This window comes from Fictibacillus sp. B-59209 (genome assembly GCF_036216745.1).
In the GTDB taxonomy this organism is placed as follows: domain Bacteria; phylum Bacillota; class Bacilli; order Bacillales; family Fictibacillaceae; genus Fictibacillus_C; species Fictibacillus_C marinisediminis.
In genome coordinates this window covers 128,195-154,227 of the sequence record NZ_JARMMC010000008.1, presented here as the reverse complement: position 1 = coordinate 154,227, position 26,033 = coordinate 128,195, and the positions used below count along the sequence as shown (strand labels likewise).

Here is a 26,033-nt window from a genome sequence, read left to right as displayed (position 1 = left end):
GTATTATTTGCCGGCAAAGAACGTCCAGCGTTTTTTCTTCAAACTGTTTAATAAAGTCAGGATATAATGATTTTCTTCCTTCAGCGCTTTTTCAAAATGGGACAAGGTCGGCTTCGGGCCTTGGATCCGGGAGACAAACCGCTTACTTTTCACAAACTTCCCTCCAGCTTCACGGAAATGTTTGCTTTAGTATATGCAGCAAGGTGTCAATCATACAAAAAAAGGCAGCGGAATAATCCACTGCCTTTAAGTCTTATTTTCGTTTGAATGTTCCCCGTCTGTTTCCTTTTTGAATGATCCGCTCATTCTCTTCCATGACCTGCATGGTGTGATGGCTGATGCCGACTTTTGGAAACTGAATTCTCGGCTTGAACGTGATTCCTTTTCGTTCACTGTTCTTCATGGATACCGGCTGGCTCCCCATAAGATCGAGTCCACTCGTCATGCATCATCACTCCTTTCTAAAGCTTGTACAAGGATATCGTAAGTGGCCAATAAGATTCCGATCAAAGAACCATCGACATCACTTACTTTTGCAGAGGATGAAATCTTGATTACATAAATTTCATCTTCAATATTAAAAGGATAAAACGCAAAGTTGTCTTCCTGGTTATAGTAAGCTTCAGCTCTTGATAGCGTAGATTGAATAAGGCTTGCATTCGTATACGCAGCCAGTGCTTCGTTCTTCTCTTGCGGTGTATCGAAAGGCAGGATCGTAAAGCTATGGCCTTCCTTCTCTACATAAGCCTGAAGAACGAGCTTCAGTCCATATAGATAGTTTTCCTTACTTCCATAATACGCCGTGATCCCTTCTGTTTTCAAGATATATAGTGCATTATTTACTTTCGCCCGCAGATCATCCAAAAGCATCTGATTGTTCTCTACAGATCGTGTGATTCTTGCTAGTTCATTATTCCCGATTTTTTTCAAGTACAAACTCAGGAAGATAAAGGCATCAATGAGGATAAACACCACGAGAACGACCAGATAGTTGGTCCAATTTGCAAAGATGCTGTGCGGCTTTCCTGTCCAATAGATCAAGGCACCGAATATGTAAATGACGTACCACAATTTGCGGATCGCATCCAATTTCTTTTCAGCTTTATCTTCATCTCTCCAATAAAAAATAAGATAAGCTCCAATTCCGATAAAAATCAGCCAGACGACTACCCGAAAAAACCAGATCAAAGTTTCTTCCCCTCCAATCCCGTGCTGTCTACCATTGAATTCCCTTCTCAGAGTAAGGATTCCTGCCTGGGCAGATGGAATTGAGCGTAAAGGGAGATTAATTGTGCTCAACTTTCGATAATTGAGCCTAACTCTAATTAATTGAGCGAAACTCCAGATATTTGATCCTTACTGAAAAATCAGACAACTCCACACGTCAGAAACTATCCCTACTTCAACGTTCCCTGGTGGAAAAACATCTGCCAAACCCCGTTGTTTTCTCTCCATAAGGAACTTCTCAGGCTTTTTAGGTTATTGGTTTCATCATTCAATTCGTAGATCGCCTGAACCACTTTATCCGAAAGCAACTGAATTTCAAAGTGAGATACCGTCATAACCGGCACGCCCAAGCCATCAAAACAGTCTTGCTTGTTGATCCTTCGTCCTGAGCTCGTGAACTCCAGAAAATCATCTGCCAGCAGAACATCCAGTTCTTTTTTGGATTGGCGCACTTCAGATTGCAGTAATCTGGTTTCCAGGTTATAAATATGTTCTTTTAATGCAATATTCATTCTTTCCCCTCCTAAAAACTTAAGAAAAAGAGCTCCAGATTGTCATCCAGAGCCCAAATATGATTCTAGTTTATATCTTTAAATGTTCCAGTGGGGATGTTAAATGACCATTTTTTTCCGTCTTTTGCTTGCAACGTTAAGGTAAACCCTTTTGCAGCAATTATTTTAACAGCACCATGTTTGCTTGGGGTCTTGTATTCTTTTTCCCCCATATACTTGCGTTTGACTCCTTCCGACCTCACAAAGACATAGCCTTGCGCGGTATCATTGATCAATGCTCCGGCTTCGACGGTTACATTCTTGCCGCTCATCTCACCGTTTTTGATCGGGCTGACCCAGCCATTTGTGAATTTAGCTTTTTGGTCGTTTACCGGGTCTTCCACATGCGTCAAAATTTGAGCCGTCACCGCGCGGTCATGCTGAACAACAAGCGGACCGTCCACTCCATCTTTCTTGGAGATGTTATCATTTCTCGCTTTAAGTTTGTTCTGTGCTTTTCGCTCCATAATCTCTCTTTTTTCTTTTGGAAGATTATCATAAGTGCCAGAAGCAGATACATGGTAATAAGTAACTCCTGCTCCAAACAATACAGCCATTGTTATAAGTGAAATTGCTATTTTTTTCATGTCTTTCACCCCTCAAATGGAATTAATGCCAACGGATATCCGTTGAGAGCATTGGATAATTTGTAGCAGCTTTGGTTTTTGAATCACTGTATAGTTCGTTGTACAGCTGGGTCCAGCCCTGGCTTGGCGTGTTATCGAGCTCCGTATGGCATCCTGTATTCGTACAAGCAGCATATTGGGTTAAAGAAGCGCTGAATTGCATCGGTTTAGCAGCAGTGACGGATGAGTACTTCGCAATATTTTGCCACTGTTCGGCCATATCGCCGCTGTTATCATAAATTTCCGGAAGCGGCCATGCAGGCGATGCTCCCCAGGAAATATATTGAATATCTTTATAGGTCCAGCCGTTATTACACGAATAATTGATGGTGCCCGAGTTAAGGTTGGTGTGGTAGCATCCGTCCGCAGAACCATAATTATAGAGCGAATAGCTGTTAACAGAATCATAGCCTTTCACCCACTCTGTGGTAGTCGATACAGGATCATATCCCGGTTCCATATCGTTACCGCCATCTACTTCAACCTGATCAGAATAAGAATTTGTGTTATTATGACTGTTAATATCATCTATCATATTAGCAAAGTTCTGGCCGCCTTCATACGTAACGGTATAGGAGTTATTCGTTCCGACTATGATATGAACCGTGGATAGTGAATCACTTGCTGTGCCTTTCCAATATCCCCGGGAGTAAGCTTCGACCGCTGCCCCAACTTGAGTCAGCGTGGCATCCGGCATCCCGAAAAGAGACAAACTCGTTGGCGAAGACTGTCCACCGAAATCAAGAATAACCATACTGTTCTGAATTCCCGCTTTCTTGTAATCTGCTAGGCCTTTTTGGTATCCCATATCATATAATATCACTGTATCAACAGTGTCCATGTAATAGCTTTGTGCGGATGTCGGCGGTGTGGCAGCACTTACATTTTTAACCGGAAGCATATATCCAAAACCAAACATCACAACCATTGCTAATGAAACGAATACTCTACCAATGTACTTACCAAGTAACCCCACTTGCTTGTTCATCTCTTACCCCTCTTTTTTTTGACTTTTAGTTGCAAAAAAAACAATACCCTAAACTTCCCCCCTCGATTCATAGAAATATTGAACATAAAAGGGATTCGTTCGAATTATTGTTTTTATTTACTATTTTCTGATAATTTTCTACAAATATTTAAAAATATTTACAAAAAAGGAAGTAGACAAATTCTTGTCATTTTCCCTCAAATTCTTCCCCAATCCAGCTCTTTTAAAAATTGATAAATGTCTTCGTGCAGCTTTTCTTTCTCAGGTCCCCTCGTCACAAGGTGTGGAGAGTTTTCATACCAGATCAGCGACTTTTGGTCAGATGAAATCCGCTCATAAAGAAGGTCCGCACTTTCCAGATTGACGGGATGATCCTTACCCGATTGTACAACGAGAGCAGGACACGTAATCTCCTGGATGTGGTCCCCGACTTCTTCAATCACTGCCTGTACGGATTCAACCATCTGTATTGATTGTCCTCTCAGGCTCGTCCACTCTTCCTCAATCTGTTCTGCAGAAATTCCCAAGATCTTTTTATATCTTTGAGTAAAAAGACTGACGTGCCGGCCCAAGTCTTCTGCGCTTTTCGGCTTAACTGGCGCACACATGGAGACGAGCCCTTTTACCGGAAAAGTGTATGCCGTTTTCAAGGCAAACACGCCACCAAGAGAGAGGCCGACAACGGCAATCTCATCATGACCCTGTTGCTTTAATAAACAGTATCCTTCTTCAACGTTTTTCCACCACTGTTTCGCCCGTGTGGTGACAAGCATTTCAGGCGTATCTCCATGCCCTTCATACAATGGGCCATGGCACGTATAGCCTTTCTCGTTTAAAAATCGGCCGAGCTCCCGAACATCAACCGTGTTTCCTGTAAAACCGTGCAGAAGCAGGACGGCCCGCTTGCCGCCTTCAAAGGTAAAAGTCTTTGCTGAAACTAATTTCATGACAGTATCCTCCGATTTCTCTATCCTGTTTTTACTCTATCACATTAAAATCGGTAGAATAAAAAAGATCGCTTAATCAGTAATTATTTGAAAATTCACACATAATTTTGAATTAATTCGAGAAAGGTCATTGACATTCAATTCAGAAAGAGTAAAATGTTCTTTAAAACTTTAAACAGAGGTGTCCGTGTTGAAGTACTCATTTGCCAATCGCATTTATTCATTACAATCATCTGCCGTGAGAGATATTTTAAAAGTCGTGAACCAGGAAGGCGTCATTTCTTTTGCCGGAGGCCTGCCAGATGATCAGCTTTTTCCTTTGGAAGGAATTGAAGAAGCATTTGCTAAAGTGTTTGCATCCGGAAAGCATGCTCTCCAATACATGGAGACAGAAGGATATTTGCCGCTTCGTGAAGTCATCCTTGAACGGATGTCACGCAAAGGCATTACAAACTACACTACAAAAGATGTGATGCTGACAACCGGGTCCCAGCAGGTCATCGACTTGTTTTCCCGTGTCATGCTGAACCCTGGAGACGTCATCCTGACCGAAGACCCTACGTATCTCGCAGCGTTACAGGTATTTAAATCCTATGAAGCACGTGTGATTGGTGTCGCATCTGATGAAGATGGAATGATTCCTGAGGACTTGGCGCACAAAATCAAAGAATACAAGCCGAAATGCATCTATGTCGTTCCTACCTTCTCCAATCCTGCCGGAAAGGTATGGTCACTTGAGCGCAGGAAACAACTGCTTCAAGCAGCCCATAAGCATAACATTGTGGTCCTTGAAGACGATCCGTACGGTGATCTTCAGTTCAACCGCGAGGAAACCTACACTCCGCTTGCAGCACTGGACGATGGAACCTGTGTCCTGTACACGAGCACCTTTTCAAAAACAGCAGTACCGGCACTTCGTACAGGCTGGGTCGCCGGGCCATTTCAAATTGTCCGCATGATGTCACAGGCAAAACAGGCAAATGATCTTCATTCCAACTCCCTGTCACAGCAGGCCCTCTATCATTTCTGTACAGGATTTGATATGGATGGCCATATCAACCGCCTGATCGCCGAATATGAGACACGGATGAACGTCATGTACCGCTGTTTGGAAGAAGCCAACCTTCCAGGATTGAAATTTACGAAACCAAAGGGCGGCATGTTCTTCTGGGTTGAGCTCGACGAACATGTAAATACGACGCTTCTTCTGCCGGAAGCAGTCTCCCGAGGTGTTGCGTATGTACCTGGCGAACCGTTCTTCGCCACCTTGCCAAAAGCGAATACATTGCGACTAAACTTTAGCCATCCGACGATTGAACAGATCGAGAGCGGAATCTCAGTAATGACTGGCCTGTTTAAAGAATCGCTGGAGAAGGATGTTGTTTATTCATAAGATGAAAAGGAACCCGGTGTCTATACCAGGTTCCTTTTGTGTTATTTCACCCGCAGGCTTTGTCCTACATAGATCGTGTAGTCACTGTCCAGGTTGTTCCATTGCTTGATTTTGGTTACTGAGGTGCTATAGGTCTTGCTCAAGGAATAAACAGTATCCCCTTTGATGACGGTATGATATACCGCTGTTGGCTTTTTGGTAAGTCTGAAGCTTTTCACGATCCCATTCACATGAGCACGTGCAATGCTGCTAATAAAAGAACTGGATTTTAATTTTGTGGCATCTGCTGGCGTATCGATAAAGCCATTTTCTGTCAGCACCGCCGGCATGTTCGATTCCCGGAGCACATGAAAATCTGCCGTTTTCTTACCGCGGTCCCTGAAATCTACTAAGTCGATGACGGCATCGTGAATGTTAGTGCGGTAAGTTGTGGTTGGTGCACTTGTGCCGGGATAAATATAACTTTCAAAGCCTGTCCCGCCGTCTGCATTGATATGAATGGCTAGAAAAAAATCGGCAGCCCAGTTGTTGGCTGCATCGGTTCTTTCATCTAACGAGACGAATTCATCACTCGTTCGGCTCATCTTCACTTCCACATTATTATATTCAACCAACAGAATATTTTTGATCCGTGTAGCAATCTGCAGGGTGAGATTCTTCTCCTGAAGGCCATTGCCGATGGCTCCTGTATCACTGCCACCATGCCCAGGGTCAATAAAGATTTTAACCATCTACTAAACACTCCCTTTTGTTAAAAACTTGAGAAAGAACAATCTCTTTCTCTCTATTATTCTATGTAAAAAATCTAGCAATGGTTTGGACAGGCCTACCCCTCTTAATTATATAAAAAAAGACCATCCCAAGAGTCTGACTTGGGGTGGTCTTCTGATTGCTTATCGTTATAATACTTTGCTTAAAAAGGATTTGGTTCTGTCGTGCTGAGGGTTTCCAAATAATTCACTTGGAACATTCTCTTCAACAATATAGCCGCCATCCATAAATAACACCCGGTCACCCACCTCGCGGGCAAAGCCCATTTCGTGTGTCACGACGACCATGGTCATCCCTTCTTGAGCTAATTGTTTCATAACTTCTAATACTTCTCCTACCATTTCTGGATCAAGAGCTGACGTTGGCTCATCAAACAGCATGATTTTCGGGTTCATGGCAAGCGCCCTCGCAATGGCCACACGCTTTTTCTGGCCTCCTGATAATTGGCCTGGATAGCTGTTTGCTTTTTCTTTCAATCCAACCTTAGCCAATAGCTCCAGGCCCTTCTCTGTTGAAACAGCCTTAGAAACGGAACGCACTTTAATAGGTGCAAGTGTTACATTTTCCAGGACCGTCATGTGCGGGAAAAGATTAAAGCTTTGAAACACCATTCCGATGTCTTGTCTGACTTTATTAATATCAATTTTTGAATCCGTAATATCTTGGCCTCTGATGATTACTTGTCCGTCTGTAATGTCCTCCAATTTATTAAGGCAGCGCAGAAACGTACTTTTCCCTGACCCTGAAGGACCAATCACACATACCACTTCTTTTTCTTGAATTTCTGCATTGATATTTTTTAAAACCTCTAACGTTCCAAATGACTTCTTTAAATTGCTCACTTGAATGATACTCATCTTAATTCAAATCTCCTCTCGAGGAAGTTTGCCAGCAGGGAAAGAAGATAGATTAATATAAAGTAAATGATTCCGACAACAAACCAAATCTTAAAAGCCTCAAAGGTGGCTGAGGTGGCAACCTCACCTTGCTGCGTCAGATCCGCAATTCCAATAATCGATAATAGAGAGGTATCCTTTAAGCTTATGATGGCTTGGTTTGTAAACGTCGGCAGCATTCTTCTGACCGCCTGAGGCAATACGATAAACCGCATATTCTGTAACCCTGTTAACCCCAGAGATCGCGCAGCTTCGGTTTGTCCTTTATCGATGGATTGAATACCGGCCCGGATAATTTCAGCAAAGTACGCGCCGGCATTAAGACCGACAGTCACAATTCCAGCGGTTGTTTTGTCCATGGAAATCCATTCTAAAGAGTTAAGCCCAAAATAGATAAAGAACAATTGCACCAGAATGGGAGTACCACGGATGGCATCAATGTAAATTTTAGCAATCAAATTCAATGCTTTTAGCGGCGAAAGACGAAGCAGCGCCATGACTAACCCAATGATTAATCCTAAAATGAGTGCTGCGATAAAAATATAGACGGTAACTTGAAGCCCTTCTATCAAATAGGGCATCGCTTTTGTAATTGCATCCATAACAAACTCTCCTTTCAAAAATACGGCGCGCTGTGAGCGCGTCGTATTTTAACTAACCTATTATTCTTTTAAGTATTTTTTGACGATCTCGTCGTATTTCCCGCTTTTCTTTAAATCCGCAAGGCCTTTGTTGATTTTCTTCAATACATCCTCATTCTCGCCTTTTAATACGGCAATACCATAGTTGTCACCATTGAGGCGGTCTCCTACAATCTTAAGACCAAGATCCTTCTGTGCAATCGCGTAGGCAACGACAGGATAATCTTCAATCAATACGTCGGCATTGCCATTGGAAACTTCCTGGAACATAGAAGGGCTATCATTGAATTGAACCACTTTCGCATTTTTCTTTTTAGCCAATTCTTCAGCAAACTGGGCACCGGTTGTCCCTTTTTTAACCGCAATCGTTTTTCCTTTCACATCATCTTGGGATGTGATGTTATTGTTGTTCTTGGCCACGACCAGAGTAAGTCCTGCCTTGAAGTATGGATCAGAGAAATCTACTACTTTCTTTCTTTCGTCCGTAATACTCATGCCCGCAATGGCAATGTCAAGCTCATCCGCTTGCAGGGCAGGAATGATCCCTTTGAAATTCATCGGCTCCAGTTTGATTTTAAAGCCTTCTTTCTTAGCAATCTCTGTGATCAAATCAATATCGATCCCTTTTTGTTTTCCGTTTTCTTCATACTCAAACGGAGGGTAGGTTGTATCAACCCCGACTTTATACACTTTGTTTTTGGCGTCTTCTTTGTCTCCGCCACATGCAGCCAATAACAATGATAGAATCATTACCAGACCGAAGATACTTAGTTTTTTCATGATAATCCTCCCTTTTATGTAAATTAAATCTCGACTTTTAGAATACCATAAATATTGTGAAAAGATTTATAATTATTTCTTATTCCAGAAGCAACCCGCTTGCTCGGCAAAAGTCAAATCCGTTTCTTCAAGCCTCGTTATGTAAGGTAACAATTAATTCCCCTGCTTTCCCATGGTTTCAATAACGATTTCTCCTTCACCATACGGTTCTTCAAAACCATTCAGATAAGAAGTTAATATTTCTTCTGTAATAGGAAAAGCAGCATTGGCATCAAAACGCTGGCTTCTTATATTCAAGCGCCTGCGTAATTCATCAGGAGAAACTTTCAAATAAATGACTTTCCACACCCCTCCTGCATCTTCAATAAGCTGCTTGTATCGTTCTCTTCTCGAACGCTGCCAAAAGCTAAAATCAACAACTACTTGCTTTTTCTCTTGAATCAATACCACCATATATTTTCGAAGCTTCATATCCGCTTGTTCCTTATATTTCTCGTAGACTTCAGCAGGAAAATCAATTCCATATCGGCCATGGGTGGTCCAAATCTCTTCATCAATGGAAAGACGGACAAAGCCCTCTCTCTCCAACTCTTGAGCAAATGTGGTCTTGCCAGAACCAGCTACCCCACACATCATGACCACTAATGGAGCAGCATCCTTCCCTTTTTGAGTTATAAGATCATTCAGTACCGTGTCCCTTAACATGGTAGACCTCCTTTCTAATGACAATCTCCCACTCCGGATTCCAGACGACTTCCCACAAATGGCCATCAGGGTCTTGGAAATGCCCGGAATATCCGCCCCAGAACGCGTCATGTGCCGGGTCGGTGATCACAGCACCTGCTCTTTTTGCCTCTTTCATCACTTGGTCCACTTCTGCCTTGCTTCCAACATTGTGTTCAAGCGTAAACTCAGCAGGGTTTGGTGTGCCTTGTGCCACCTTAGCCTCATGGGCAAGATCTTTACGATTCCATATGGCGAGCTTTACCCCTGATTCCAAGTCAAAGAAAGCCACCGCACCATGCTCAAACTCTGTTCCGATAATTCCTTCTGTCTGAAATCCCAACCCGTCCCGATAGAATTTTACCGACCGTTCCAAATCATTGACACCTAACGTAATAACCGTAATTCGTGGTTTCATCTAAAAAACCTCCTTTAGGTTAGAGTACATAAAAAACCCTGATATCTCTTGGTGGGAAAAATCAGGGTGAATTTATACTTCAATAAGAATTTTTTTATTTATTCCTCACTAAACACCGAAATCTTTACGTCCACATACTGAATGGATTCATCACCGCCAAAGATATGATAGATAGGTGATGCTAAGTTCAAATTGTTATCTACCATATATTGAAACAACTCAGCATAGACAAATTCCGTTAAGGTTTCGTAATTCCCTGTAAAACGCTTCATAAGCATTTCATCCACATAATAATAGCTTCTAAACCTGAGAGACTTAGAGGAGGGGATTTTATCTTCCTGAACGGGCATGAATAATTCAATATACATGTTTTCATCTTTCGGTATGTTTTTTAATGCATAAAACAGGGGACCTTTAATGGTTAAATTGACTTCTGCAATCTCTGATAATAGATCCTCGATCACTCTCTCCATCTCACTGTAATGGAAGTAATATTCCTTTGAGACCACATTGGAGTATGCGATGCTTTGATCTTCACCTATCATAGGGCGGGCTCACCTACTTCAACAATAGGAGCGTAAACATCCAACCACGTTTCTCCAAATACATCCAAACAAACATGATAAAAGCTTGGATCGAGTGTAATATGATTCTTTTCCGCAGTCTCTTGAATCAATTGATACACTTCTTCTATGCTGCCGTCTTCATCTGTAAAACGAACGCATAGAGCTTCCTCAATGACTAAGGCGTCAATATATTCATAAGCAGAACCTTTTTCTAGTTCTACTCGGTCATTCACAGGTACACAGTATGTAAACTCCCCGGAAGCAGGATCATTCTCTAAGGGCTGGAATTTGAAAAGCACCGGACCTACCGGATAGATTCCATTGTTTACGACCTGGCTCCTTAAAGCGATAGCCGGCAACAGCCACTCCTCTTTTTCCACCACTTGAGTAATACTGATTAAGTTTAATAGCGATAAAGATTTATATTGAACTTTCAATAAGACCACTCCTCTCCTGCTTTCACTAGCTCAGTTTCTTCTTTTATTTTGCTTTACGACTTTGTTTTTTTATCATCGCTTTATTCTCACGCTGATATTCTTGCCAAGTTATGTTGAAAGAAGGGAATTTACGTTTGCAGTAGGCTAACAAATGAAATTCTGCTGTACCTACAGCAACACCATAAAGTATGACTGATAGAACAAAGTAAAAGATCATATCCCCCAATGAAGTTTCACCAAAGTTATGTACATAAATTAATATCAATAAAACGAAGGTATAAACTAAGGCTGCAATAACCGTATAAATAAAAGTTTTATTGAAAAATCCAGTAGAGTTTTCTCCCTCATTAAAAGCTCCATTTTCAGCTTGTTTAAAAGTATTTAGCGTGCATAAGAAGTGAGTAATTATACCGCCCGCTATCAATAATCCTACATATATTAGCGTAAGAGTATCATTTGGAAAGTTAAAAACCCCCCGAATGACTACAGTAACAAATCCAATAGTTGCGAGTTGAAAAGAATAAAACAAGGTCACTTTTGAAAGCGACTTTTGAAACTTAATAAACCTCTTTGGTTTTGAATAGAAGAATAATAAGACGATCTGCAAGCTGTAAAACAAAAGCTCAACAATAACTACTATCTTTTCAAAAGCAGTTGGAAAAGCAGCCCAGCCAAATCTAACTAACCCAAGAATAATAAAAAACATAACCATGGAACTCCAAATGATCGTTCCATACATAAATGAAACATTATTAACAGGATTAAGCCGATTTTTGGATGTAACTTTAAATTCAGATAAGTCTTCTTCTTTAATGTTCCACATATATTTCTCCACCTTAATAATTAACGAGTAATTCTACCAGAAAACAGAAGCAATCTTATGTGTTACTCCCTTTATCGCTTTTTTCGTGCCGCTAACAATGCTCTCTCCTCCAAGGAAGTCCGATTTATAATTCATTGCAAACGAGGCAGCGATACCCACACCAGCCCCAACCACCGTTCCGACAGGTGGTACAATTAACGAGCCTACAGCCGCTCCGGCACCGGCTGAAGCAGCAATTGAACCAATATCTACTGCTGAATCTGTAACGATATCAGCCGCATCCATACCTTGCCAGCCGTCTTTTTGTGATTCTATGACATTACCGGCAACGGATAATGCAGATCCTACCACAGCTAATCCTTTTACTGCTTTTCCAACTTTTCCAACCTCTTTAAAGGTTGATTTCCATTTCGCTGGATTGAGATTTTTCAAACTGTCGGCATACGATGATTTAAAGCCTTTCAATGCTTGTTTCCCGAAAGCTTTAGTAAATCCAATTTTTCCAAGATCTTTTTTAAACTCTTGATGTGCTACAAAATCCGGTAATTTATAGATCGTTGCCTTTGCTTTTTTAATTTGTGATTTAGTCGTTTTTAAATCATCAAACTTAAAACCATTCCGAATATATTTCATGAAAGCATCATCGTCTTTATTTAGCTTTAGCATCTTGGCTATTGTTACTAAATCTTTATTATTTCGTGCGGATAAGGTATACGCTCCTCTTCCCTTTCGGCCGGCTGGGTCAAAAAGAGTTTTGAAATCATATTTCCACTTAAGATACTGGCTAATCGTTAATGCAGTAGAAACCCTTCCATATTTAATACTTTTACTTACATTAGAAACCCCTTGCCTTACTGTCGCAAATAAAGTACCGCTTAAAAAACTAGTAAAGCCGTCGGCACTAAACAACTGCTGATCCGCCTCGCGAAATTTAGTTTCCGTTTTCTTTACGACATCTTGGGCACTATGTAAAAGTGTACCATAATGCTCCATCTGTTGAATGAGGCTGTTATAAAGCGGACTGATGGCTGAAAGATTTATCCCTTGGCCATTACTTTGCATGGAATAATAATTTAATTGTAAGTTCGCTTTGATTTCTTTGCTCTGTGCTGCCAATTTGCCCACATCGGAAGCGAGAGCCTTAAGTTCATCCGGTTTCACATTTACACGACTCATTACTTTCTTCTCCTGCCTTTCTTCTCTCTTTTTATTGTAAAAAAGAAATAGGGCTGTATGTATTGGACTATATTACTAAAAACTCCCACTTTCTAATTCCCCTTCCTTCTAACTCCAAAACCCAAATAATACCATTCTACTAAAGATTATTAAGGCTAAAGAAAAACTCTAGATTAAAGAGCAGTGCCGTCCCAAGGAACAGCACTGCTCTTTTGTTTAGGCTCTTTTCGGAATGGTTGCCAAGGATTCTACCTTCTCTTTTTTATTGCGTTCTCGCTATCGAATGGGCTCCATGAAGTAATAGATCTGACGCTTTTTATCAATGGCAGGCGCAACTCGATTTCCATTGACCGTATCAATCCCATGAAGGTTTGATTTTGCTCTTCCTAGATAAACCGTATACTTGTGTTTGGACAGGGAATCTACCTTGAAATGAACAGAGGGTGAGGAATTATTTTTCTGGTTCTTTATTTGGATCTCAGGAGAAGACCGATACCAAGTATATTTTCCATTCTTTTTACCAATGTTGACGACACCTATAGCATCTCCCTCGCTAACCTTCTTCTCGTAGAAGATAAAAACATCTCCCGCTATTTCGGTTCTTCCCATTATATCTTCTTCCGTAATTCCTTCTTCTTTCGCTCCTTTATGGATTGCACCATAGGAAGTATCATACCAAGTTAGATTCTCTTTCCCGGTCGCAAATAAAGAACACCCCGTCAGGAGTAGTATTCCTAAAATAATACAAAACTTTTTTGCTTTCATTCCATCTTCTCCCGTTCTTTTACCATAGAAACAAATTCGGACCAGACCATAGAGTCCACCCGAAAACCAGTAGTCAAAGTTATCCCTCTCTTAATCAATGAATTCACTTTTTTGTACACTTAAAAAAAAGCATCAATCTATACGAAAACAGCCTTTGTTACTTCATTTTTTCATTTTGAAACAACGGTAAAAAGTCTTTCGGACCACGAACGTGATACATCGGCTTGTTGATCCATAGTTCCTCGTAATCTTCCATAACTTCTTCATCAAAGTAGTCAGGAATACCTGAAGTATGAGTCAGCAATTGATGGATGGTGATTTCCTGAGAAAAGTGAGGGAAAGACTGGTTTAAACAATCTCCCAATAAAGAATGATAGGACAGTCGCCCCTCTTCAGCCAGCTGACAAATCGCAATAGCCGTAAACAGCTTACTGCCCGACGCAATTCCAAACTTTGTATCACTTACATTGTTCATCATCTCCGAACGGTTCGCCAGTCCAAAACTACAATCTGCCAGGATTTGGTCCCCCTGCTTTACGAATACCGAGCCTGAAAAATGAATTTCAGCGGCCAACGATTGTATGTATTCAATAATCTGCTTGTTCATAACTCTTCCTCCACCATCTATTCGTTATTCAAAACTTTGACATTCTTTTACCAAATCCTCTTTTTGATCACTAAGTTGCTTTTCTTATTTCTTCCTCTTTTATACAATGAACGTATCCAAACTATCTCGTCCAATAAAACACCACAAAAAGCGGAACCAATAATCATCGTAACCTCATACCCCTATGTTTCAATAGGAGGAGGTGAAAAGTGATGAAAAAATCAGGCTTCATTCTGGTGTTTTTTGTACTTTCCATGCTTATTCCGACAACCGCGCATGCAGGCTGGGATTACCAGGGCAGTGATGTCTTTACGAAGCAAAGCAAGAATTTCAAGTCCGGCGGAGGAAGCTTTAAATTCTGTTTGAGCAAAAACAGTAAAGAAGGAAACTACCGGCTGATGGAGGAAGATCCTCTTAATCCGGATGACTGGGTCTCTTATGAAGAAAAAGACCCGACTGGCTATGAGCCTAGCTTCCCTAATATCGGATTTGATAGCAAAGGCTGTGTCGTGTACCACAATATTAGTAAATATGTAGACGGAACGGATGGACAAGCGGAGTTGTATATCAAGAAATGGACTGGAGGGAATTCAAAGGTCTATGCTTATGATTAATAGAACAACAAAAAGAGCATCGTTGATTATGCTCTTTTATACAGTCTATTCAAGATTAAGACGCCAGTTGTTGCACTGCATCATGCTGCCTGGAGGGTATTCAAACTGACACTCATTGAGAAAGGTAAAACCGAGCTTGCGGCAGATGGCATTGGAAGCCCCATTGCCGATCGAAGGAAAGGCGTGAAGGAACTTGTGCTTTTTCTCAGCTTTCGCTTGTATAATCGCCGCTGCAACCGCTTTGCTCGCTATCCCCTTCCCCTGATGAGACAGTACTACACTCCAGCCGATTTCATAGACGGTTTCATCCTCCCAGACACTTTCCCAATAACCGACCGAGCCAGCTGCTTCACCATTATCCAGGATGACCGTGTACATACAGCCCCTGTCACCTAGATCGAGATAACGTTTATGGCGGCCAAGGATCAACTCCTCACTTTCCGGTCCGCCAAGATGCTTCGTCATCTCTGGCGTATTCAACTTATACAGCAAGTTGAGGTCTCCATCTGCCCATGGCCGGATTTGAAGTGAAGTTGTTTGTTCTGCCATCTTGCACCTCCAATATTATGGGTGTTTATTCTCCTTAGTATCTTTGCTATCGTAATCAGAGTTACCAGTATAGTTGTGTTTTTTCCTTCAACCCTATCAAAAAAGTAACTGCTCCCCATTATGGCACCAGTAAACACCAAAGCGTCTAGAATGACTTTTACTATGTTAGCCCCATGCTTTCTCCTTCTTTTCATTCTAAAATGCAATATAAAACGGATGCTCGTCCTCGGTTAAACAAAGCTCGAACCGTTGCCTGAAGTTCTTCCATGTGACCATTTCCAGCGCTTCTTCAATCGGAAAGAAACCAACCTCTAACGCCTCGTCCGTTGTGGTCAGTTGTCCTCCCACCCGCTTTCCCAGGAACAGAGTATTGCAGATACCTCCGTTCACATTTTGAAAGATGCCGCAGAACTTTGTAATCTGAATATCCAGGCCGCATTCTTCCTTGGTTTCCCGGATCGCGGCGTCCGTCAAGGATTCTCCTTCTTCCACCTGTCCGCCGGGCATCTCCCATCCGCGTCTCGGACCTTTTATTAAGAGAAGTTCATTTTTTTCATTCAATACAATGGCAGCTGCTGAAACAATGTGCTTAGGTGGTTCCATCTCTCTTCTCCGTTCATTAAGATCTTTGTTTAGAATTTTGTGACTGGAGGTACCAGTTGACCATCACATTCAATGCACTTAATGAAAGAGCAAGCGGAATAGCCCTCTCCTTAAGTTGGAGGGCTTCATCCTCACTACATTCAATATAGCCTTACCGATGAAATAAAGACCTGCAAGAAGGATTAAAATGACATAGCCAACAATAAAGGCAAACGAAAGATCGGTATCCACATCCTTTTTAATGATCACAAATGTACCAAAATGTATCCTATTTCTTCATGCTTATCCTTTTCCTATTATGAATTCTCATTGCTTATAAACTCTTCCATAAGTATGCTCATTAGGAATAACTTCCCGATCTAAACACCACTGATACCGGTCTTCCGCATCATCCAGTGTCAATTCTTTTAATCTAACTTTAGGCAATGTATCGTTTATGTTGGTCCCATTTTCATTCTCTCTATCTCCATTTTACAATTAAAGGGAAAAAGATGTATACATAAAAAACGGTGGGAAATTGCTTATTACAGAGCACATTTAGGATATGGTAACATTCAATTATAACGATTAAGGGGGATAAAACATGAACGCTCAAGAACTCAAAGAAAAAATTCATAATTTAACCATATGGAAAAATGGAGACCAACGAGCCCCCCATATACCTCTTTTAATGCTTTATGCCATCTCGCAAATACACGATTTGATTAAACTGGACTCTTAAACCCGTTTCTGTTCACATATAAGTATAATCCGTAATCCTGCATGACAGACGGATGCCCCTCCTGCCGCAGCATGGCAGCTACATTCCCGCGGTGATAGTTGCCGTGAGTGGAGATATGGAAAATCGTTTCGGTGGGCGTGGTGTCGAGCAGACCAGCATATGGGTTATCAACTGTGAAGACTTTTTCCATGTCGTTTTGCTGGATAAAGGCTTTGTATTTCTCGCTAAGCTCGTTGTACATCGTTTCCATTTCCTCCAGTGTACAGGCCTCTGCCTGCACTCTCACCTGGTCATTAGCACCCCATACTTCCTTCATATCTCTGCCTTTCATCATCTCCAGCCAAAGAGAATCCGTGAGATAAATATGGACCATTACCATTTGAAGAGATGGAAAAATGCTTGGCTTCATTTCTTTTTTGTTAAATCCTCTGGAAGTTCTTTTAGCCGTTCAAAGATCTTTGCGTTTGCCCAGGCATGATAGTCATACATTTCCTTTGCTTGGTTTTTCATAACGAAGGCCTCCCATTGCATAAAAGATTCCTAACCCAGTATGTATTCTACGGAAACCCCTCTTTCCCTTTTCTAAGGAAAAAAATGGTCATCTCCTCGATTCACCCCCACAAACCCCATGTCTCATTATAAATATGTTATAGAGTACATAAAAAGAAATGCTGAAAAAGGAAGGCACGAAGGAGGCATTACAATGGAGCCCTATGTGAAAGATGCTCTGCTTGAATGGAAAGAAGAGATGGAGACTCAGAAAAGAGAGATTGATGAAGAGTACGAGAAAGTAAAGACAGAACTTCAGCTCTATTCCTATAAATACGGAATCACCAAACAAGTCCTGCAATCCACCATCAACGAAGAAATGATCCGAAACATCAAATCCACCTACCAGGAACCATTCGAAGAAAAATACAACGAGCTTAAGCTGCAATTAAAGAAGCTTGAGGAAAAGCGGAATGTATTCTTGATGTTTGTGGAGAAAATTGAGGGTGCGGGAGTTAAAGAACAGAATTGAAGGAAAAATACCATACCAATAATAGTACGTAAAAAATCTAATAGAGAGCAAACTGATTAATTGGTTGCTCTCTATATTTAAAGTATGCTGTTTTCTCTCTATTCACAAAATGTGACTTTTAATTAACAAATAAATTAAATACCTCTTCTTCGATGTTCATCTTTTTACTAGCAGTAATTACATTAGAGGCTAATTCTTGTTTATCACTAAGAATTTTGTGAACTATTTCTTCAACTGTACCTCTTGCAAGGGCTCCCTGCGGATCAGTGACAATTGGATAGTAAACATAAACCGGCTTTTCTTGTCCAATACGGTATGCTCTATCAGTAGCCTGATTTTCTACAGCTGGGTTCCACCAACGAGTATAGTGAATAACATGGTTGGCTGACGTAATTGTTAAACCAGTTCCCGCAGCTTTAGGCGATAAAATTAATACATCAAACCCTTCCTTCGTATTAAAAATATCTACTGTTTCCTGCCTTCTATCTGTCATACCATTAATAATATTGGGATTAATATTAAAACGTTCACGAATTTTCTTTCGTAAAATATTTTGCATGTTAATGTATTCTGTGAAAATTAACACCTTTTCATTTTTCTTGCTAATAATTTCTATTATGTTTAAAGTTTCGTGTAATTTTGGAACCTGCTCAACAGGCAAATCTAAATATTCTTTGTTAATTAGACCAGGGTGCGAAGATAATGCCTTTAATTTTTGTATAGCTTCAAGGCCATCCATCATTTTATTTTGGACAAGCGCTATTACTTCTCCGTAAAGCTTTTGCTGCACTTGGCCAAAACCCACTTCTTTTGTAAAAGATTGTTTAGGCGGCAGCTGGCCATTAAGTTCTTCTGATTTTGTTCTTCGCTTATATACTTTGGCGATTCGGGAAATAAGTTTCTCTTCTATTTCTGAGTCTGCATCCTTGTCAATCTTATTAATAAATTCACTCTTAAATTGATTTAAGCTCCCAAGAATTCCAGGCTGAACAAAATCCATGATGGACCATAAGTCACTTAAGCTGTTTTCAACTGGAGTACCTGTTAATGCCAGCCGAAACCTAGATTTCATTGCTTTAGTTACCCTTGATGCAGAAGTAGATGGATTTTTAATTGCCTGAGCTTCATCACATATTATTGCTTTCCAATCAATCTGTCCAAGAATCAACTGGTCCTTTACCAGTGTTTGATAGGTGGTTAAGGTAACCCCATGTCTTTGAATCATTTCTGGGTTTTTATTTCTTTGCGATCCCTGATGCACATATACAGAACTAAGAAGAATTGGTGCGAATTTCTTCATCTCTTTTTGCCAGTTATCTATTAAAGTTTTTGGAGCCACTATTAATGTAGGAGATAATTGCCCAGTTTCGTAAAGATAAATGAGAAAAGAAAGTACCTGAATCGTTTTTCCAAGACCCATATCATCTGCAAGCAATCCCCCAAGCCTGCGGAAATGCAAAAGCTTCATCCATATAAAACCATCTGTTTGGAAAGGCTTAAGCTCTGCCGTAAATAAATCAGACGTATTAGAATTTGCAACGCCTAAATCATCTATCATTTTTTGAACCTCAAGCAGAGGCTGGTTAAACTCTAATTGATTTATATTGTCGTATATTTCAAGTATATACGGTAACTTGCTAACATCAATCGGATTGTTTATTCCCACTTCGTTTTTTAACTGGTGTGTAGCACTTAAAAATTGTTCTGCTTCATCTGGAATCTTTAACCAGTTTCCATTCCAAGGAATAAATTCGTCCCCATTTACTTTAGCATAATTTACAAGATCTTCAATCTCGGTGCCCGCAAAGCTATGCTGGCTTTCACCAGTTTCATCTATTGCTGAAAAGCCAACTTCTAAATCAAACCATCCTCTTTCCTTTTCCGTAGCATGAACAAATGGCTGTGCACGATAAACCTGGATTCCAAGCGATCTTACTCTTTCACTAAAATTAGATAAATTAAGGTTTTCAAATTCCGGAAGAAATAATTCTGGATTTTCTACAAATCTTGGAATTTGACTGCCTTTAATGGGAGGTATCTGCTTAATCACGTTCATTTCATTTTGAATACCTGGATTAACAAAGAATTTTTTTCCTTTTTTATCTGAATAATAGGTTGCTGAGTTAGCGCTCATTTCATTCAGTACAGAAGTGTCATCTTCAGAATCAGACAATTTATAGTCAGGAATTAAAACGATCTCTTCCATGTCCTTTTGAACATCAATCTCATATTCATCAATAAACAAGAAATCCTGCTTTTCCAAATAATTATTTAGGGATATATCTCTCTTTTTGGTCTCTTTTCTAACTTTTGCTACAAAGGAGAATAAAGCCTCCCTATCTTTAGGATCTGGAGTTTGTTTTAATAATTCCTCAAATTCATATTGATCATGATCCATCAATAATATTGTGCCGTCAACAAGGGTTATCCAGGGACCTATATTTCCAGCTGTATTTTGGATGTTTTTCCAATCCTTATGGTCCTTCTCTAAAACATACTTAAAATTGGAAGATCCAATTGCTCCACTATTTGATAACCTTAATTCAAAACTGGTTTCTTCTGGAATCCCTAACGAATTTTTAATTTCACTCGGTAATTCCTTGAATCTGAAATATGGAAGTGTAAAACATTCACTGTGTTCTTCCAGGAATTCTTCATACCATAACGCCTCTAATACTTCCAGAAGTTCAATGTTATTTTGCTGTTTAATTTCAAGTATGGATAATTGAAGTGGAAATGACAGAGGCAGTTCTTTAGTATCTTCTTTATACAAAAGAAACTTTAAACCTTCACTCGTTCTGCTTTTTTCTATTTTTATTTGCGGAACATGTTCCTTTTTATTCTTTTTTAATAACTGAAATATTCCACCCATGTCATCCCTCACCCATTGAATTCAATCAATAAATCTCTCATTTTTACATCAAATCGGTATGGCCAGCTTCCCCGGTGTTCCATTTTCACAATGAATAATTCATATCCACTAAACACAGAATCAGTTTCTTTCAACATCGATTCACGTGCACTTTTTCCTCTGTTTTTAAAGCGGTAGTCGTTAATCCGAGGATAGATTACCTCTTCAAAACCTTCTTTATGATAAAAATAAGCAGCACCCATTTCTCCAAATTCAACTACCACAAAATTTTTAAAATAAATAAAAGCCGCAAACGGATTTTTTAATGGCATAACAGACTCCATGTAGTCAATATACCGTTTCCAGTAATCAAATCTCTTACTGTTGGTATCAGAGTCAAAGAATTTCTTTAACTTATTAAACATTAACCAACGATTAATCTGTTCTAAAGCTTGATTGGTTAAGAAGGTCCAATCATCTATTCTGTCAGTGGGATTGTGCAGCCTTTGTATTGCTTGATTTAAAAGTTCATAGTGAAAACTTTTGTGATCTCTTGATTCGATATAAATCTTGATCAACGATTTATATTCGTTCATAGGAAACTTATCAAGAATTTTAGCAACACACGATATTCCGTCCCTCTTTAAAATAGAATCATTATGCAAACTCGAAGATAACATTTCAAAAACCAATTTATCTTCCAATACAGAACCCTCTTTAACTTTCCAGTGCGAAAGAATCTGTGATGTTTTATATGTAGCATGAATCAAGAAATTGGTTAACTCCTTAATAATATTGCGATTCCCCTCCGCGGACCTTTCTAGCGGCCTTAGAAACTTTTCGTCGATGTGAAGGAAGAACCCTCTTTCACGATTAATGGATTTCTTCACCAAGTCTTGCAAATAGGCATCTTTAATATCTTGCTGAAATAGATGCCATGCTGTTCTTCCTACTAGACTTGTATATTTAGAACTTAATATTTCATTGATCCTTCTTCTCGTTTCATTGCTTTCTTCATGAAACGGATATTCGTAGATCAAAAGTAAAACATCCATCCGTGATAACGAAGCAATAAGATCAGGAAAACTCCTATTACTAACCGTCCTGATTTTTTCTAAAAGTTTCGGAAGGTTTATCTTACTCCTTTTCCTCATTACGTTTTTTTCGGTATCGCTGAATTCCGTCTGCACTAAAACCCTTTGTTCCACTAACTTTTTTGGCGTGAAAGAGAATACAAAGAATCGAAGACTATTCATTTCTTCATCATTCCCTCAATTTTTTTTAACACTTCATCATCTTTTAGCCTAAAGGTGAATTCTACCCTTCTGGACTTTTCCGCATCAATCTTCCGCTTATAATATATAGGCACACTATACGAACGACCATTAGCAGTGATAATAGAAGACAGTTCTTCTTTATTCTTGAATTTAGGAAAGGACGGGGAATAGATTTCCTTTACCACTGATAAAGCACGTCCTTGAGATAAGTTCAGGTTAAATAAGTATCCCCCTTTCCTATCCGTATGACCTTCAACTATAATCTGAGACACTTCCCCTTTAAACTGATCAGAAAGTAAAATCCCAATATATTGAGGGATGAACTCTTCAAGATACTTCTTTCCGCTCGGCGTAATATGGGTGCTGTTGGAAGAGAAGAACACTCCGCCGGAAAAGCGGATTGCTCCTGTTTGCGGATCAACTTGAAGATTTAGGTTCGAATCTTTGAAAGCTTTCATTAAAGCGGCAATAATTTCTGATTTAACCCCTACAACATCTTTAATCATTTTACGTTGTTTTTCAATTTGTTCTTGCTTATCTTTGATTTCCGCTTTAGATTTTTCATACGAGTTATGCATATTATAAATAGCTATCATTAGTACGAGTGCAAATATAATAACAAGTCCAGACATTAAATCTGTATATGAAACCCAGACGCTTTCTTTTTCGCCTTCATCACTGCTGTCCGTGTAGCGATTGGCATTTCTAATCCCTCTTGCCATACTCATTCATCACCTTATATTGTTTTAGCCATTGACCTTGCGTGCTTATTTAGCTCTACCACGGATGTTTTTAATGTATCCAGTGAATCTGGTAAATCCACCACACCCTCTTGAATAGCGGATACAGCCTTAGATAAATAACTAACTGATTTTGATAACTCCTCATCAAATTGTTCAAATGTATGTTCAAGGCCTCTATGCATATCATCCGTAAATTGATTCATTGAAACTCCAAGCTGTTTATTAACAGCAGTAAATACATTAGAAGTTGTTTCCCAGACTTGCCTTAAGTGTTCAATTCTTTTATCCATCTCTGATAATTGGCCAATAAGATTTTGGTTGATAGTATTCAAGGCATTTCCTACATTTGCTCTTTCCGCTATGACTGATTCAAAAACTAAATTAAGTTCATTTTGAATATTAGCTTGGACTCCAGATACTTCATTAATTTTCTGGATAAGTACTGTGGTTTCTTTATTCGTTTCTGTTGACAATTCTGCTTGAGCAGCCAATGTTTGGGATAACATTTTTTGTGATTGAGAGAGTGATTTGAATTGTTCCAAATTGGAATTCAATTCGTCGTTTAATTTCAGTTGCTGTCCAGTTTGATATGTTAAAGAACCAACGCTTTCTTGTAATTGGTTGATATGTTGATCAAAAAATTCATGGAACGTCTTCCTTTCATTGGTCATCTTATCCAACAGTTCAGAAATATCGATTTGAAGCTTGCCGTTTTTATCAGTTGTTTCATTCAATTGAGTAATCATATTTTCCATAACAGTATGATGATCGGTTATCTTTTCTGTATAACTGTTAATTTGCCCGGTCAAGCCTGTTGTTTTTTCTACCATTAAAGATTGTTCTTTAGCAGAGTCCTGCATGGATTGAACAAGACTGCTCATCTCAGTGTGGACTTTCTGCTGCCATTCAATTGTTGTCTGTAATGCTGCACCGAGATCTTTCATATGATCACCAGTAATTTCACTCAGAGACGATACAAATTGATCCACCATCGAATTGATGCCTTCTAATTGATTTTGTTGTGAATTATCTACCATATTTTTAACAAGAGATTGCGTCTCCTCCAAATGGGGAGTCAAACTTTGATTTATGGCATCCGATAAACCAGAGACCATCGTTGGAATGATTTGTTCAGTCATATATATTTGGAAATCTTCCATTTGTTTTTCTTGATTGATTAACATCTGGGAAAGGACGGTGCTTTGTTCCTGAGTAGGAAAAGTGATATCTAGATCCTGCCGAAGATCATGGAAAGTAGATGTCAGTGTTGAATAAAAAGCAAATTTATCTGAAAATTGCCAAATTACAGATAATAAAATCCCTGCAATAGAAGATATAAATTTAACCCTCATCCCTGCTAGCAGCGTACCAATACCTGATTGAATTGCCTCACTGTCTCCCGATGGATCTAGACCTGATACACCAATTGCTATTCCCATAAAAGTACCGATAATTCCCAGCGAAAGTAAGACTCCAGGAATGGTATCTACCAACTTTCTTTTTCCAAACGTTTGCATAAGACGCTCTTCCAGGAAGAAATCGTATACGTCAGGAGTAAAGGGCATACCTTCTTTATTAAACTGCTTATTTTTATTGTAAAAATCATTCCATGAAGGCTGCACAAATTCTTTCATGAATCTTGTGCTTGAATTGTTATTTATCCAGTCATGAAATTCCATAATTCTTTCTGATGTCTTTAATTTTCCATCTCTTAGCTCAGATAATTTTTCACTAATAGTCACAAATTCTTTTTTTGTTTTACTGTAAGGAAGTAGTAATTTCCAAAAGGCAAAACCAAATAATAATATCAAGATAACAATGTATATCGCATAAATGGTGGTCATACGGTCCTCCGAAAATATGAATTCTTTTATAACATTATCCAATCGAACACATTCTTTTAAACAACTTGCACGTTAAAATCTATTGGGCCTCCTCTTTCTGTACATATGAATACATTCATTTATCTCTGACTTATTATGCAGGATTTTCAACCCATAAAAAAAGCTTATATAAGTCAGAAATGGTAATTACTCCTTATAAATATAACAAACCTTTAAGAAAAATTAACTACAATTTTTCTACATTGGTATATTTTTCTTTTGAGCTTTCATCAAAAATGTATAATGGGTTTATTTACCTCATCCGTAGTTTTGAAGTTAGAAGAAAAACGAACCACATTTACGGTGTTTTTTTTTAAAAAAATTGAAGCAAGTTTAGAACAGACTAAATTCAAATCAACAAAAAAAGTCATGGCATTCATGTCCATGACTCTGCTATAGTAGTAATTTTAATTTTCTCTTTTCTTTCAAAATGTTCTTGAAGTCTATACTTACCTTATTGCCATGTGGATTCATTAAATGATTATTAGGCAAATGGTTGACCCTGTTAAGATCTACCAAATATTGGCATGGTGACTATAGGCTTTCTTCCCTTAAAACATCAACTTTCCGTGCAGCCGAGATACTCCTGTTTGCCTTTCCACACTCCTGATGTGAATATTATCTCTAACACAACTTATAATAGTTAATCAGAATTGACCACTATCGCATCTTCTCCATCTCCTTCATCAAACGGGGAAACAGAATATTGTTTTCAAGATGTAAGTGCTGGAAAAGATCAGTTTCCAGCTCGTCCAATTTAACGAAAGTTAATCTGTAAGTGTCGCATGCATCTTCGGGTATGTGGAAATCATCTGTGATGTCTCTCAAGTCTTTTAAAATCTGACTAATATGCTTATGCTCACGTTCAAGGTCTTCTATAAATTCAGTGATATCAATTAAGGTATTGACTGTTGGGCTCTTTTCGTAAGAGATGATTTTAGGAAATATAAGTTCTTCTTCCATAATGATATGCTGTTCGAGTTCAATCTTCAGTATGGAAAACAGATAGTGTGCATTAGACAGTTCAGTGTGAGTCTTTCCATGTTTATTAAAGATGTTGGTAATGGTCTTTTGCAGGTTAGGCAATATCATATACAAATAGGAATGGTGGGCGTCAATTATATACTGAATAAGGTCCTTATATTTTTGCCCTTCCCATTTTGTCATTCGGCGCTGTTCGTCATAGTTTTTTTCGTACAATGTGTTCAGCTCGTAAAGAATTTGAGTTGGATTTAAGTTGCGTTCTTGCAGGATCTCCCCGATTGGCCTGCTGCCGCTGCAACAATAATCAATCTTATACTGCTTGAATAGCGTTCCTGCCCGTGGACATTTCATTATTATTTCCCGCGTTTTCACCGTAGGATCAAACACAATTTCCATGAAGACTCCTCCTTCTGACTGTTTCCTTACCTCTACTGTATATCTTCACAGCGTTT

General features: G+C 39.3%; 29 protein-coding genes and 2 pseudogenes. 4 read left to right on the top strand and 27 right to left on the bottom strand.

The features are described from left to right. Positions 1-3: 3 nt before the first annotated feature. The 7 genes from P4361_RS06055 to P4361_RS06025 form a co-directional block, all read right to left on the bottom strand. Positions 4-153: a hypothetical protein gene (locus P4361_RS06055; RefSeq protein WP_328088625.1), complete on the bottom strand. Its 150-nt coding sequence runs from the start codon at positions 151-153 to the stop codon at positions 4-6. A 100-nt stretch (positions 154-253) separates the two neighbouring features. Next, a complete protein-coding gene (locus tag P4361_RS06050) occupies positions 254-445 on the bottom strand; it encodes a hypothetical protein (protein WP_062239497.1) in 192 nt (63 codons plus the stop codon). After that, on the bottom strand, positions 442-1,188 hold the full coding sequence (locus P4361_RS06045) for a type II toxin-antitoxin system SpoIISA family toxin (protein WP_053355111.1): 747 nt from the start codon (positions 1,186-1,188) through the stop codon (positions 442-444). Before P4361_RS06045 ends, P4361_RS06050 begins: the two co-directional genes overlap by 4 nt. A 209-nt stretch (positions 1,189-1,397) precedes the next feature. Next, a complete protein-coding gene (locus tag P4361_RS06040; RefSeq protein ID WP_328088624.1) occupies positions 1,398-1,739 on the bottom strand; it encodes a DUF4440 domain-containing protein in 342 nt (113 codons plus the stop codon). Between the two features lie 65 nt (positions 1,740-1,804). Beyond that, the gene (locus P4361_RS06035) at positions 1,805-2,365 is read right to left on the bottom strand and encodes a hypothetical protein (protein WP_328088623.1); all 561 of its coding nucleotides are present in this window, start codon (positions 2,363-2,365) and stop codon (positions 1,805-1,807) included. 22 nt (positions 2,366-2,387) lie between these two features. Further along, positions 2,388-3,392: a hypothetical protein gene (locus tag P4361_RS06030; RefSeq protein WP_328088622.1), complete on the bottom strand. Its 1,005-nt coding sequence runs from the start codon at positions 3,390-3,392 to the stop codon at positions 2,388-2,390. Between the two features lie 197 nt (positions 3,393-3,589). Further along, entirely contained in the window at positions 3,590-4,339 is a 750-nt protein-coding gene (locus P4361_RS06025; protein WP_328088621.1) for an alpha/beta hydrolase, read from the bottom strand. 190 nt (positions 4,340-4,529) lie between these two features. On the opposite strand from P4361_RS06025, the gene P4361_RS06020 reads away from it, so the two are divergent. Then, on the top strand, positions 4,530-5,732 hold the full coding sequence (locus P4361_RS06020; RefSeq protein WP_328088620.1) for a PLP-dependent aminotransferase family protein: 1,203 nt from the start codon (positions 4,530-4,532) through the stop codon (positions 5,730-5,732). Positions 5,733-5,773: 41 nt separating this feature from the next. Here P4361_RS06020 and P4361_RS06015 read toward each other — a convergent pair whose 3' ends face one another. The 12 genes from P4361_RS06015 to P4361_RS05960 all read right to left on the bottom strand — a co-directional run bounded on the left by P4361_RS06015 (position 5,774) and on the right by P4361_RS05960 (position 14,335). Further along, positions 5,774-6,463: an N-acetylmuramoyl-L-alanine amidase gene (locus P4361_RS06015; protein ID WP_328088619.1), complete on the bottom strand. Its 690-nt coding sequence runs from the start codon at positions 6,461-6,463 to the stop codon at positions 5,774-5,776. Positions 6,464-6,631: 168 nt separating this feature from the next. Beyond that, the gene (locus P4361_RS06010) at positions 6,632-7,360 is read right to left on the bottom strand and encodes an amino acid ABC transporter ATP-binding protein (RefSeq protein ID WP_328088618.1); all 729 of its coding nucleotides are present in this window, start codon (positions 7,358-7,360) and stop codon (positions 6,632-6,634) included. Further along, complete coding sequence (locus P4361_RS06005) at positions 7,357-8,001, bottom strand: amino acid ABC transporter permease (protein WP_053355119.1); 645 nt, start codon at positions 7,999-8,001, stop codon at positions 7,357-7,359. Before P4361_RS06005 ends, P4361_RS06010 begins: the two co-directional genes overlap by 4 nt. A 60-nt stretch (positions 8,002-8,061) precedes the next feature. Beyond that, complete coding sequence (locus P4361_RS06000) at positions 8,062-8,820, bottom strand: transporter substrate-binding domain-containing protein (protein ID WP_053355120.1); 759 nt, start codon at positions 8,818-8,820, stop codon at positions 8,062-8,064. A 153-nt stretch (positions 8,821-8,973) separates the two neighbouring features. After that, the gene (locus P4361_RS05995) at positions 8,974-9,525 is read right to left on the bottom strand and encodes an ATP-binding protein (protein ID WP_328088617.1); all 552 of its coding nucleotides are present in this window, start codon (positions 9,523-9,525) and stop codon (positions 8,974-8,976) included. After that, positions 9,500-9,961 carry a VOC family protein gene (locus tag P4361_RS05990; protein WP_328088616.1) on the bottom strand — a complete coding sequence of 154 codons (462 nt, stop codon included), beginning with the start codon at positions 9,959-9,961 and terminating at the stop codon, positions 9,500-9,502. Before P4361_RS05990 ends, P4361_RS05995 begins: the two co-directional genes overlap by 26 nt. A gap of 98 nt (positions 9,962-10,059) precedes the next feature. After that, positions 10,060-10,506: a DUF5085 family protein gene (locus P4361_RS05985; RefSeq protein ID WP_256225278.1), complete on the bottom strand. Its 447-nt coding sequence runs from the start codon at positions 10,504-10,506 to the stop codon at positions 10,060-10,062. Then, on the bottom strand, positions 10,503-10,964 hold the full coding sequence (locus tag P4361_RS05980) for a DUF5085 family protein (protein WP_256225277.1): 462 nt from the start codon (positions 10,962-10,964) through the stop codon (positions 10,503-10,505). Before P4361_RS05980 ends, P4361_RS05985 begins: the two co-directional genes overlap by 4 nt. Before the next feature lie 43 nt (positions 10,965-11,007). Further along, a complete protein-coding gene (locus tag P4361_RS05975; protein WP_256225276.1) occupies positions 11,008-11,787 on the bottom strand; it encodes a hypothetical protein in 780 nt (259 codons plus the stop codon). Positions 11,788-11,820: 33 nt separating this feature from the next. Next, the gene (locus tag P4361_RS05970; RefSeq protein ID WP_328088615.1) at positions 11,821-12,963 is read right to left on the bottom strand and encodes a WXG100 family type VII secretion target; all 1,143 of its coding nucleotides are present in this window, start codon (positions 12,961-12,963) and stop codon (positions 11,821-11,823) included. A gap of 276 nt (positions 12,964-13,239) precedes the next feature. After that, a complete protein-coding gene (locus P4361_RS05965) occupies positions 13,240-13,728 on the bottom strand; it encodes a hypothetical protein (protein WP_328088614.1) in 489 nt (162 codons plus the stop codon). Positions 13,729-13,885: 157 nt separating this feature from the next. Continuing rightward, positions 13,886-14,335, bottom strand: a complete 450-nt coding sequence (locus tag P4361_RS05960; protein WP_328088613.1) for a serine hydrolase domain-containing protein — start codon at positions 14,333-14,335, stop codon at positions 13,886-13,888. Positions 14,336-14,544: 209 nt separating this feature from the next. On the opposite strand from P4361_RS05960, the gene P4361_RS05955 reads away from it, so the two are divergent. Beyond that, positions 14,545-14,949 carry a hypothetical protein gene (locus tag P4361_RS05955; RefSeq protein WP_328088612.1) on the top strand — a complete coding sequence of 135 codons (405 nt, stop codon included), beginning with the start codon at positions 14,545-14,547 and terminating at the stop codon, positions 14,947-14,949. A 45-nt stretch (positions 14,950-14,994) separates the two neighbouring features. On the opposite strand, the gene P4361_RS05950 is transcribed toward P4361_RS05955, so the two are convergent. Together P4361_RS05950 and P4361_RS05945 are read right to left on the bottom strand one after the other, a co-directional pair. Further along, positions 14,995-15,498, bottom strand: coding sequence for a GNAT family N-acetyltransferase (locus P4361_RS05950; protein WP_328088611.1), 504 nt, complete (start codon positions 15,496-15,498; stop codon positions 14,995-14,997). Positions 15,499-15,693: 195 nt separating this feature from the next. Beyond that, a complete protein-coding gene (locus P4361_RS05945; RefSeq protein WP_328088610.1) occupies positions 15,694-16,101 on the bottom strand; it encodes an NUDIX hydrolase in 408 nt (135 codons plus the stop codon). A gap of 583 nt (positions 16,102-16,684) precedes the next feature. On the opposite strand from P4361_RS05945, the pseudogene P4361_RS05935 reads away from it, so the two are divergent. Next, a pseudogene (locus P4361_RS05935) lies at positions 16,685-16,795 on the top strand (phosphorothioated DNA-binding restriction endonuclease); the annotation flags it as partial. 10 nt (positions 16,796-16,805) lie between these two features. On the opposite strand, the pseudogene P4361_RS05930 reads toward P4361_RS05935, so the two are convergent. Beyond that, positions 16,806-17,332, bottom strand: a pseudogene (locus tag P4361_RS05930) (DinB family protein). Positions 17,333-17,525: 193 nt separating this feature from the next. Here P4361_RS05930 and P4361_RS05925 point away from each other — a divergent pair. Then, positions 17,526-17,843, top strand: coding sequence for a hypothetical protein (locus P4361_RS05925; protein ID WP_265408077.1), 318 nt, complete (start codon positions 17,526-17,528; stop codon positions 17,841-17,843). 118 nt (positions 17,844-17,961) lie between these two features. On the opposite strand, the gene P4361_RS05920 is transcribed toward P4361_RS05925, so the two are convergent. The 5 genes from P4361_RS05920 to ric all read right to left on the bottom strand — a co-directional run bounded on the left by P4361_RS05920 (position 17,962) and on the right by ric (position 25,977). Continuing rightward, positions 17,962-20,715, bottom strand: coding sequence for a DEAD/DEAH box helicase (locus tag P4361_RS05920; RefSeq protein ID WP_328088608.1), 2,754 nt, complete (start codon positions 20,713-20,715; stop codon positions 17,962-17,964). Positions 20,716-20,723: 8 nt separating this feature from the next. Further along, on the bottom strand, positions 20,724-21,950 hold the full coding sequence (locus P4361_RS05915; RefSeq protein ID WP_328088607.1) for a hypothetical protein: 1,227 nt from the start codon (positions 21,948-21,950) through the stop codon (positions 20,724-20,726). Continuing rightward, positions 21,947-22,693, bottom strand: a complete 747-nt coding sequence (locus tag P4361_RS05910; protein ID WP_328088606.1) for an OmpA family protein — start codon at positions 22,691-22,693, stop codon at positions 21,947-21,949. The genes P4361_RS05915 and P4361_RS05910 overlap by 4 nt, the downstream gene beginning before the upstream one ends. 14 nt (positions 22,694-22,707) lie before the next feature. Next, positions 22,708-24,558 (bottom strand): hypothetical protein, encoded by a 1,851-nt coding sequence (locus tag P4361_RS05905; protein ID WP_328088605.1) that lies wholly within the window; start codon positions 24,556-24,558, stop codon positions 22,708-22,710. A gap of 699 nt (positions 24,559-25,257) precedes the next feature. After that, positions 25,258-25,977, bottom strand: a complete 720-nt coding sequence (ric, locus tag P4361_RS05900; RefSeq protein ID WP_328088604.1) for an iron-sulfur cluster repair di-iron protein — start codon at positions 25,975-25,977, stop codon at positions 25,258-25,260. Between the last annotated feature and the right edge of the window lie 56 nt (positions 25,978-26,033).

Excerpts from the sequence above, each read along its gene's own strand:
- P4361_RS06050 (WP_062239497.1), bottom strand. The coding sequence starts at position 445 with ATGACGAGTGGACTCGATCTTATGGGGAGCCAGCCGGTATCCATGAAG.
- P4361_RS06040 (WP_328088624.1), bottom strand. The coding sequence starts at position 1,739 with ATGAATATTGCATTAAAAGAACATATTTATAACCTGGAAACCAGATTA.
- P4361_RS06035 (WP_328088623.1), bottom strand. The coding sequence starts at position 2,365 with ATGAAAAAAATAGCAATTTCACTTATAACAATGGCTGTATTGTTTGGA.
- P4361_RS06030 (WP_328088622.1), bottom strand. The coding sequence starts at position 3,392 with ATGAACAAGCAAGTGGGGTTACTTGGTAAGTACATTGGTAGAGTATTC.
- P4361_RS06025 (WP_328088621.1), bottom strand. The coding sequence starts at position 4,339 with ATGAAATTAGTTTCAGCAAAGACTTTTACCTTTGAAGGCGGCAAGCGG.
- P4361_RS06015 (WP_328088619.1), bottom strand. The coding sequence starts at position 6,463 with ATGGTTAAAATCTTTATTGACCCTGGGCATGGTGGCAGTGATACAGGA.
- P4361_RS06010 (WP_328088618.1), bottom strand. The coding sequence starts at position 7,360 with ATGAGTATCATTCAAGTGAGCAATTTAAAGAAGTCATTTGGAACGTTA.
- P4361_RS06005 (WP_053355119.1), bottom strand. The coding sequence starts at position 8,001 with ATGGATGCAATTACAAAAGCGATGCCCTATTTGATAGAAGGGCTTCAA.
- P4361_RS06000 (WP_053355120.1), bottom strand. The coding sequence starts at position 8,820 with ATGAAAAAACTAAGTATCTTCGGTCTGGTAATGATTCTATCATTGTTA.
- P4361_RS05995 (WP_328088617.1), bottom strand. The coding sequence starts at position 9,525 with ATGTTAAGGGACACGGTACTGAATGATCTTATAACTCAAAAAGGGAAG.
- P4361_RS05990 (WP_328088616.1), bottom strand. The coding sequence starts at position 9,961 with ATGAAACCACGAATTACGGTTATTACGTTAGGTGTCAATGATTTGGAA.
- P4361_RS05985 (WP_256225278.1), bottom strand. The coding sequence starts at position 10,506 with ATGATAGGTGAAGATCAAAGCATCGCATACTCCAATGTGGTCTCAAAG.
- P4361_RS05975 (WP_256225276.1), bottom strand. The coding sequence starts at position 11,787 with ATGTGGAACATTAAAGAAGAAGACTTATCTGAATTTAAAGTTACATCC.
- P4361_RS05970 (WP_328088615.1), bottom strand. The coding sequence starts at position 12,963 with ATGAGTCGTGTAAATGTGAAACCGGATGAACTTAAGGCTCTCGCTTCC.
- P4361_RS05965 (WP_328088614.1), bottom strand. The coding sequence starts at position 13,728 with ATGAAAGCAAAAAAGTTTTGTATTATTTTAGGAATACTACTCCTGACG.
- P4361_RS05960 (WP_328088613.1), bottom strand. The coding sequence starts at position 14,335 with ATGAACAAGCAGATTATTGAATACATACAATCGTTGGCCGCTGAAATT.
- P4361_RS05950 (WP_328088611.1), bottom strand. The coding sequence starts at position 15,498 with ATGGCAGAACAAACAACTTCACTTCAAATCCGGCCATGGGCAGATGGA.
- P4361_RS05945 (WP_328088610.1), bottom strand. The coding sequence starts at position 16,101 with ATGGAACCACCTAAGCACATTGTTTCAGCAGCTGCCATTGTATTGAAT.
- P4361_RS05925 (WP_265408077.1), top strand. The coding sequence starts at position 17,526 with ATGGAGCCCTATGTGAAAGATGCTCTGCTTGAATGGAAAGAAGAGATG.
- P4361_RS05920 (WP_328088608.1), bottom strand. The coding sequence starts at position 20,715 with ATGGGTGGAATATTTCAGTTATTAAAAAAGAATAAAAAGGAACATGTT.
- P4361_RS05915 (WP_328088607.1), bottom strand. The coding sequence starts at position 21,950 with ATGAATAGTCTTCGATTCTTTGTATTCTCTTTCACGCCAAAAAAGTTA.
- P4361_RS05910 (WP_328088606.1), bottom strand. The coding sequence starts at position 22,693 with ATGGCAAGAGGGATTAGAAATGCCAATCGCTACACGGACAGCAGTGAT.
- P4361_RS05905 (WP_328088605.1), bottom strand. The coding sequence starts at position 24,558 with ATGACCACCATTTATGCGATATACATTGTTATCTTGATATTATTATTT.
- ric (WP_328088604.1), bottom strand. The coding sequence starts at position 25,977 with ATGGAAATTGTGTTTGATCCTACGGTGAAAACGCGGGAAATAATAATG.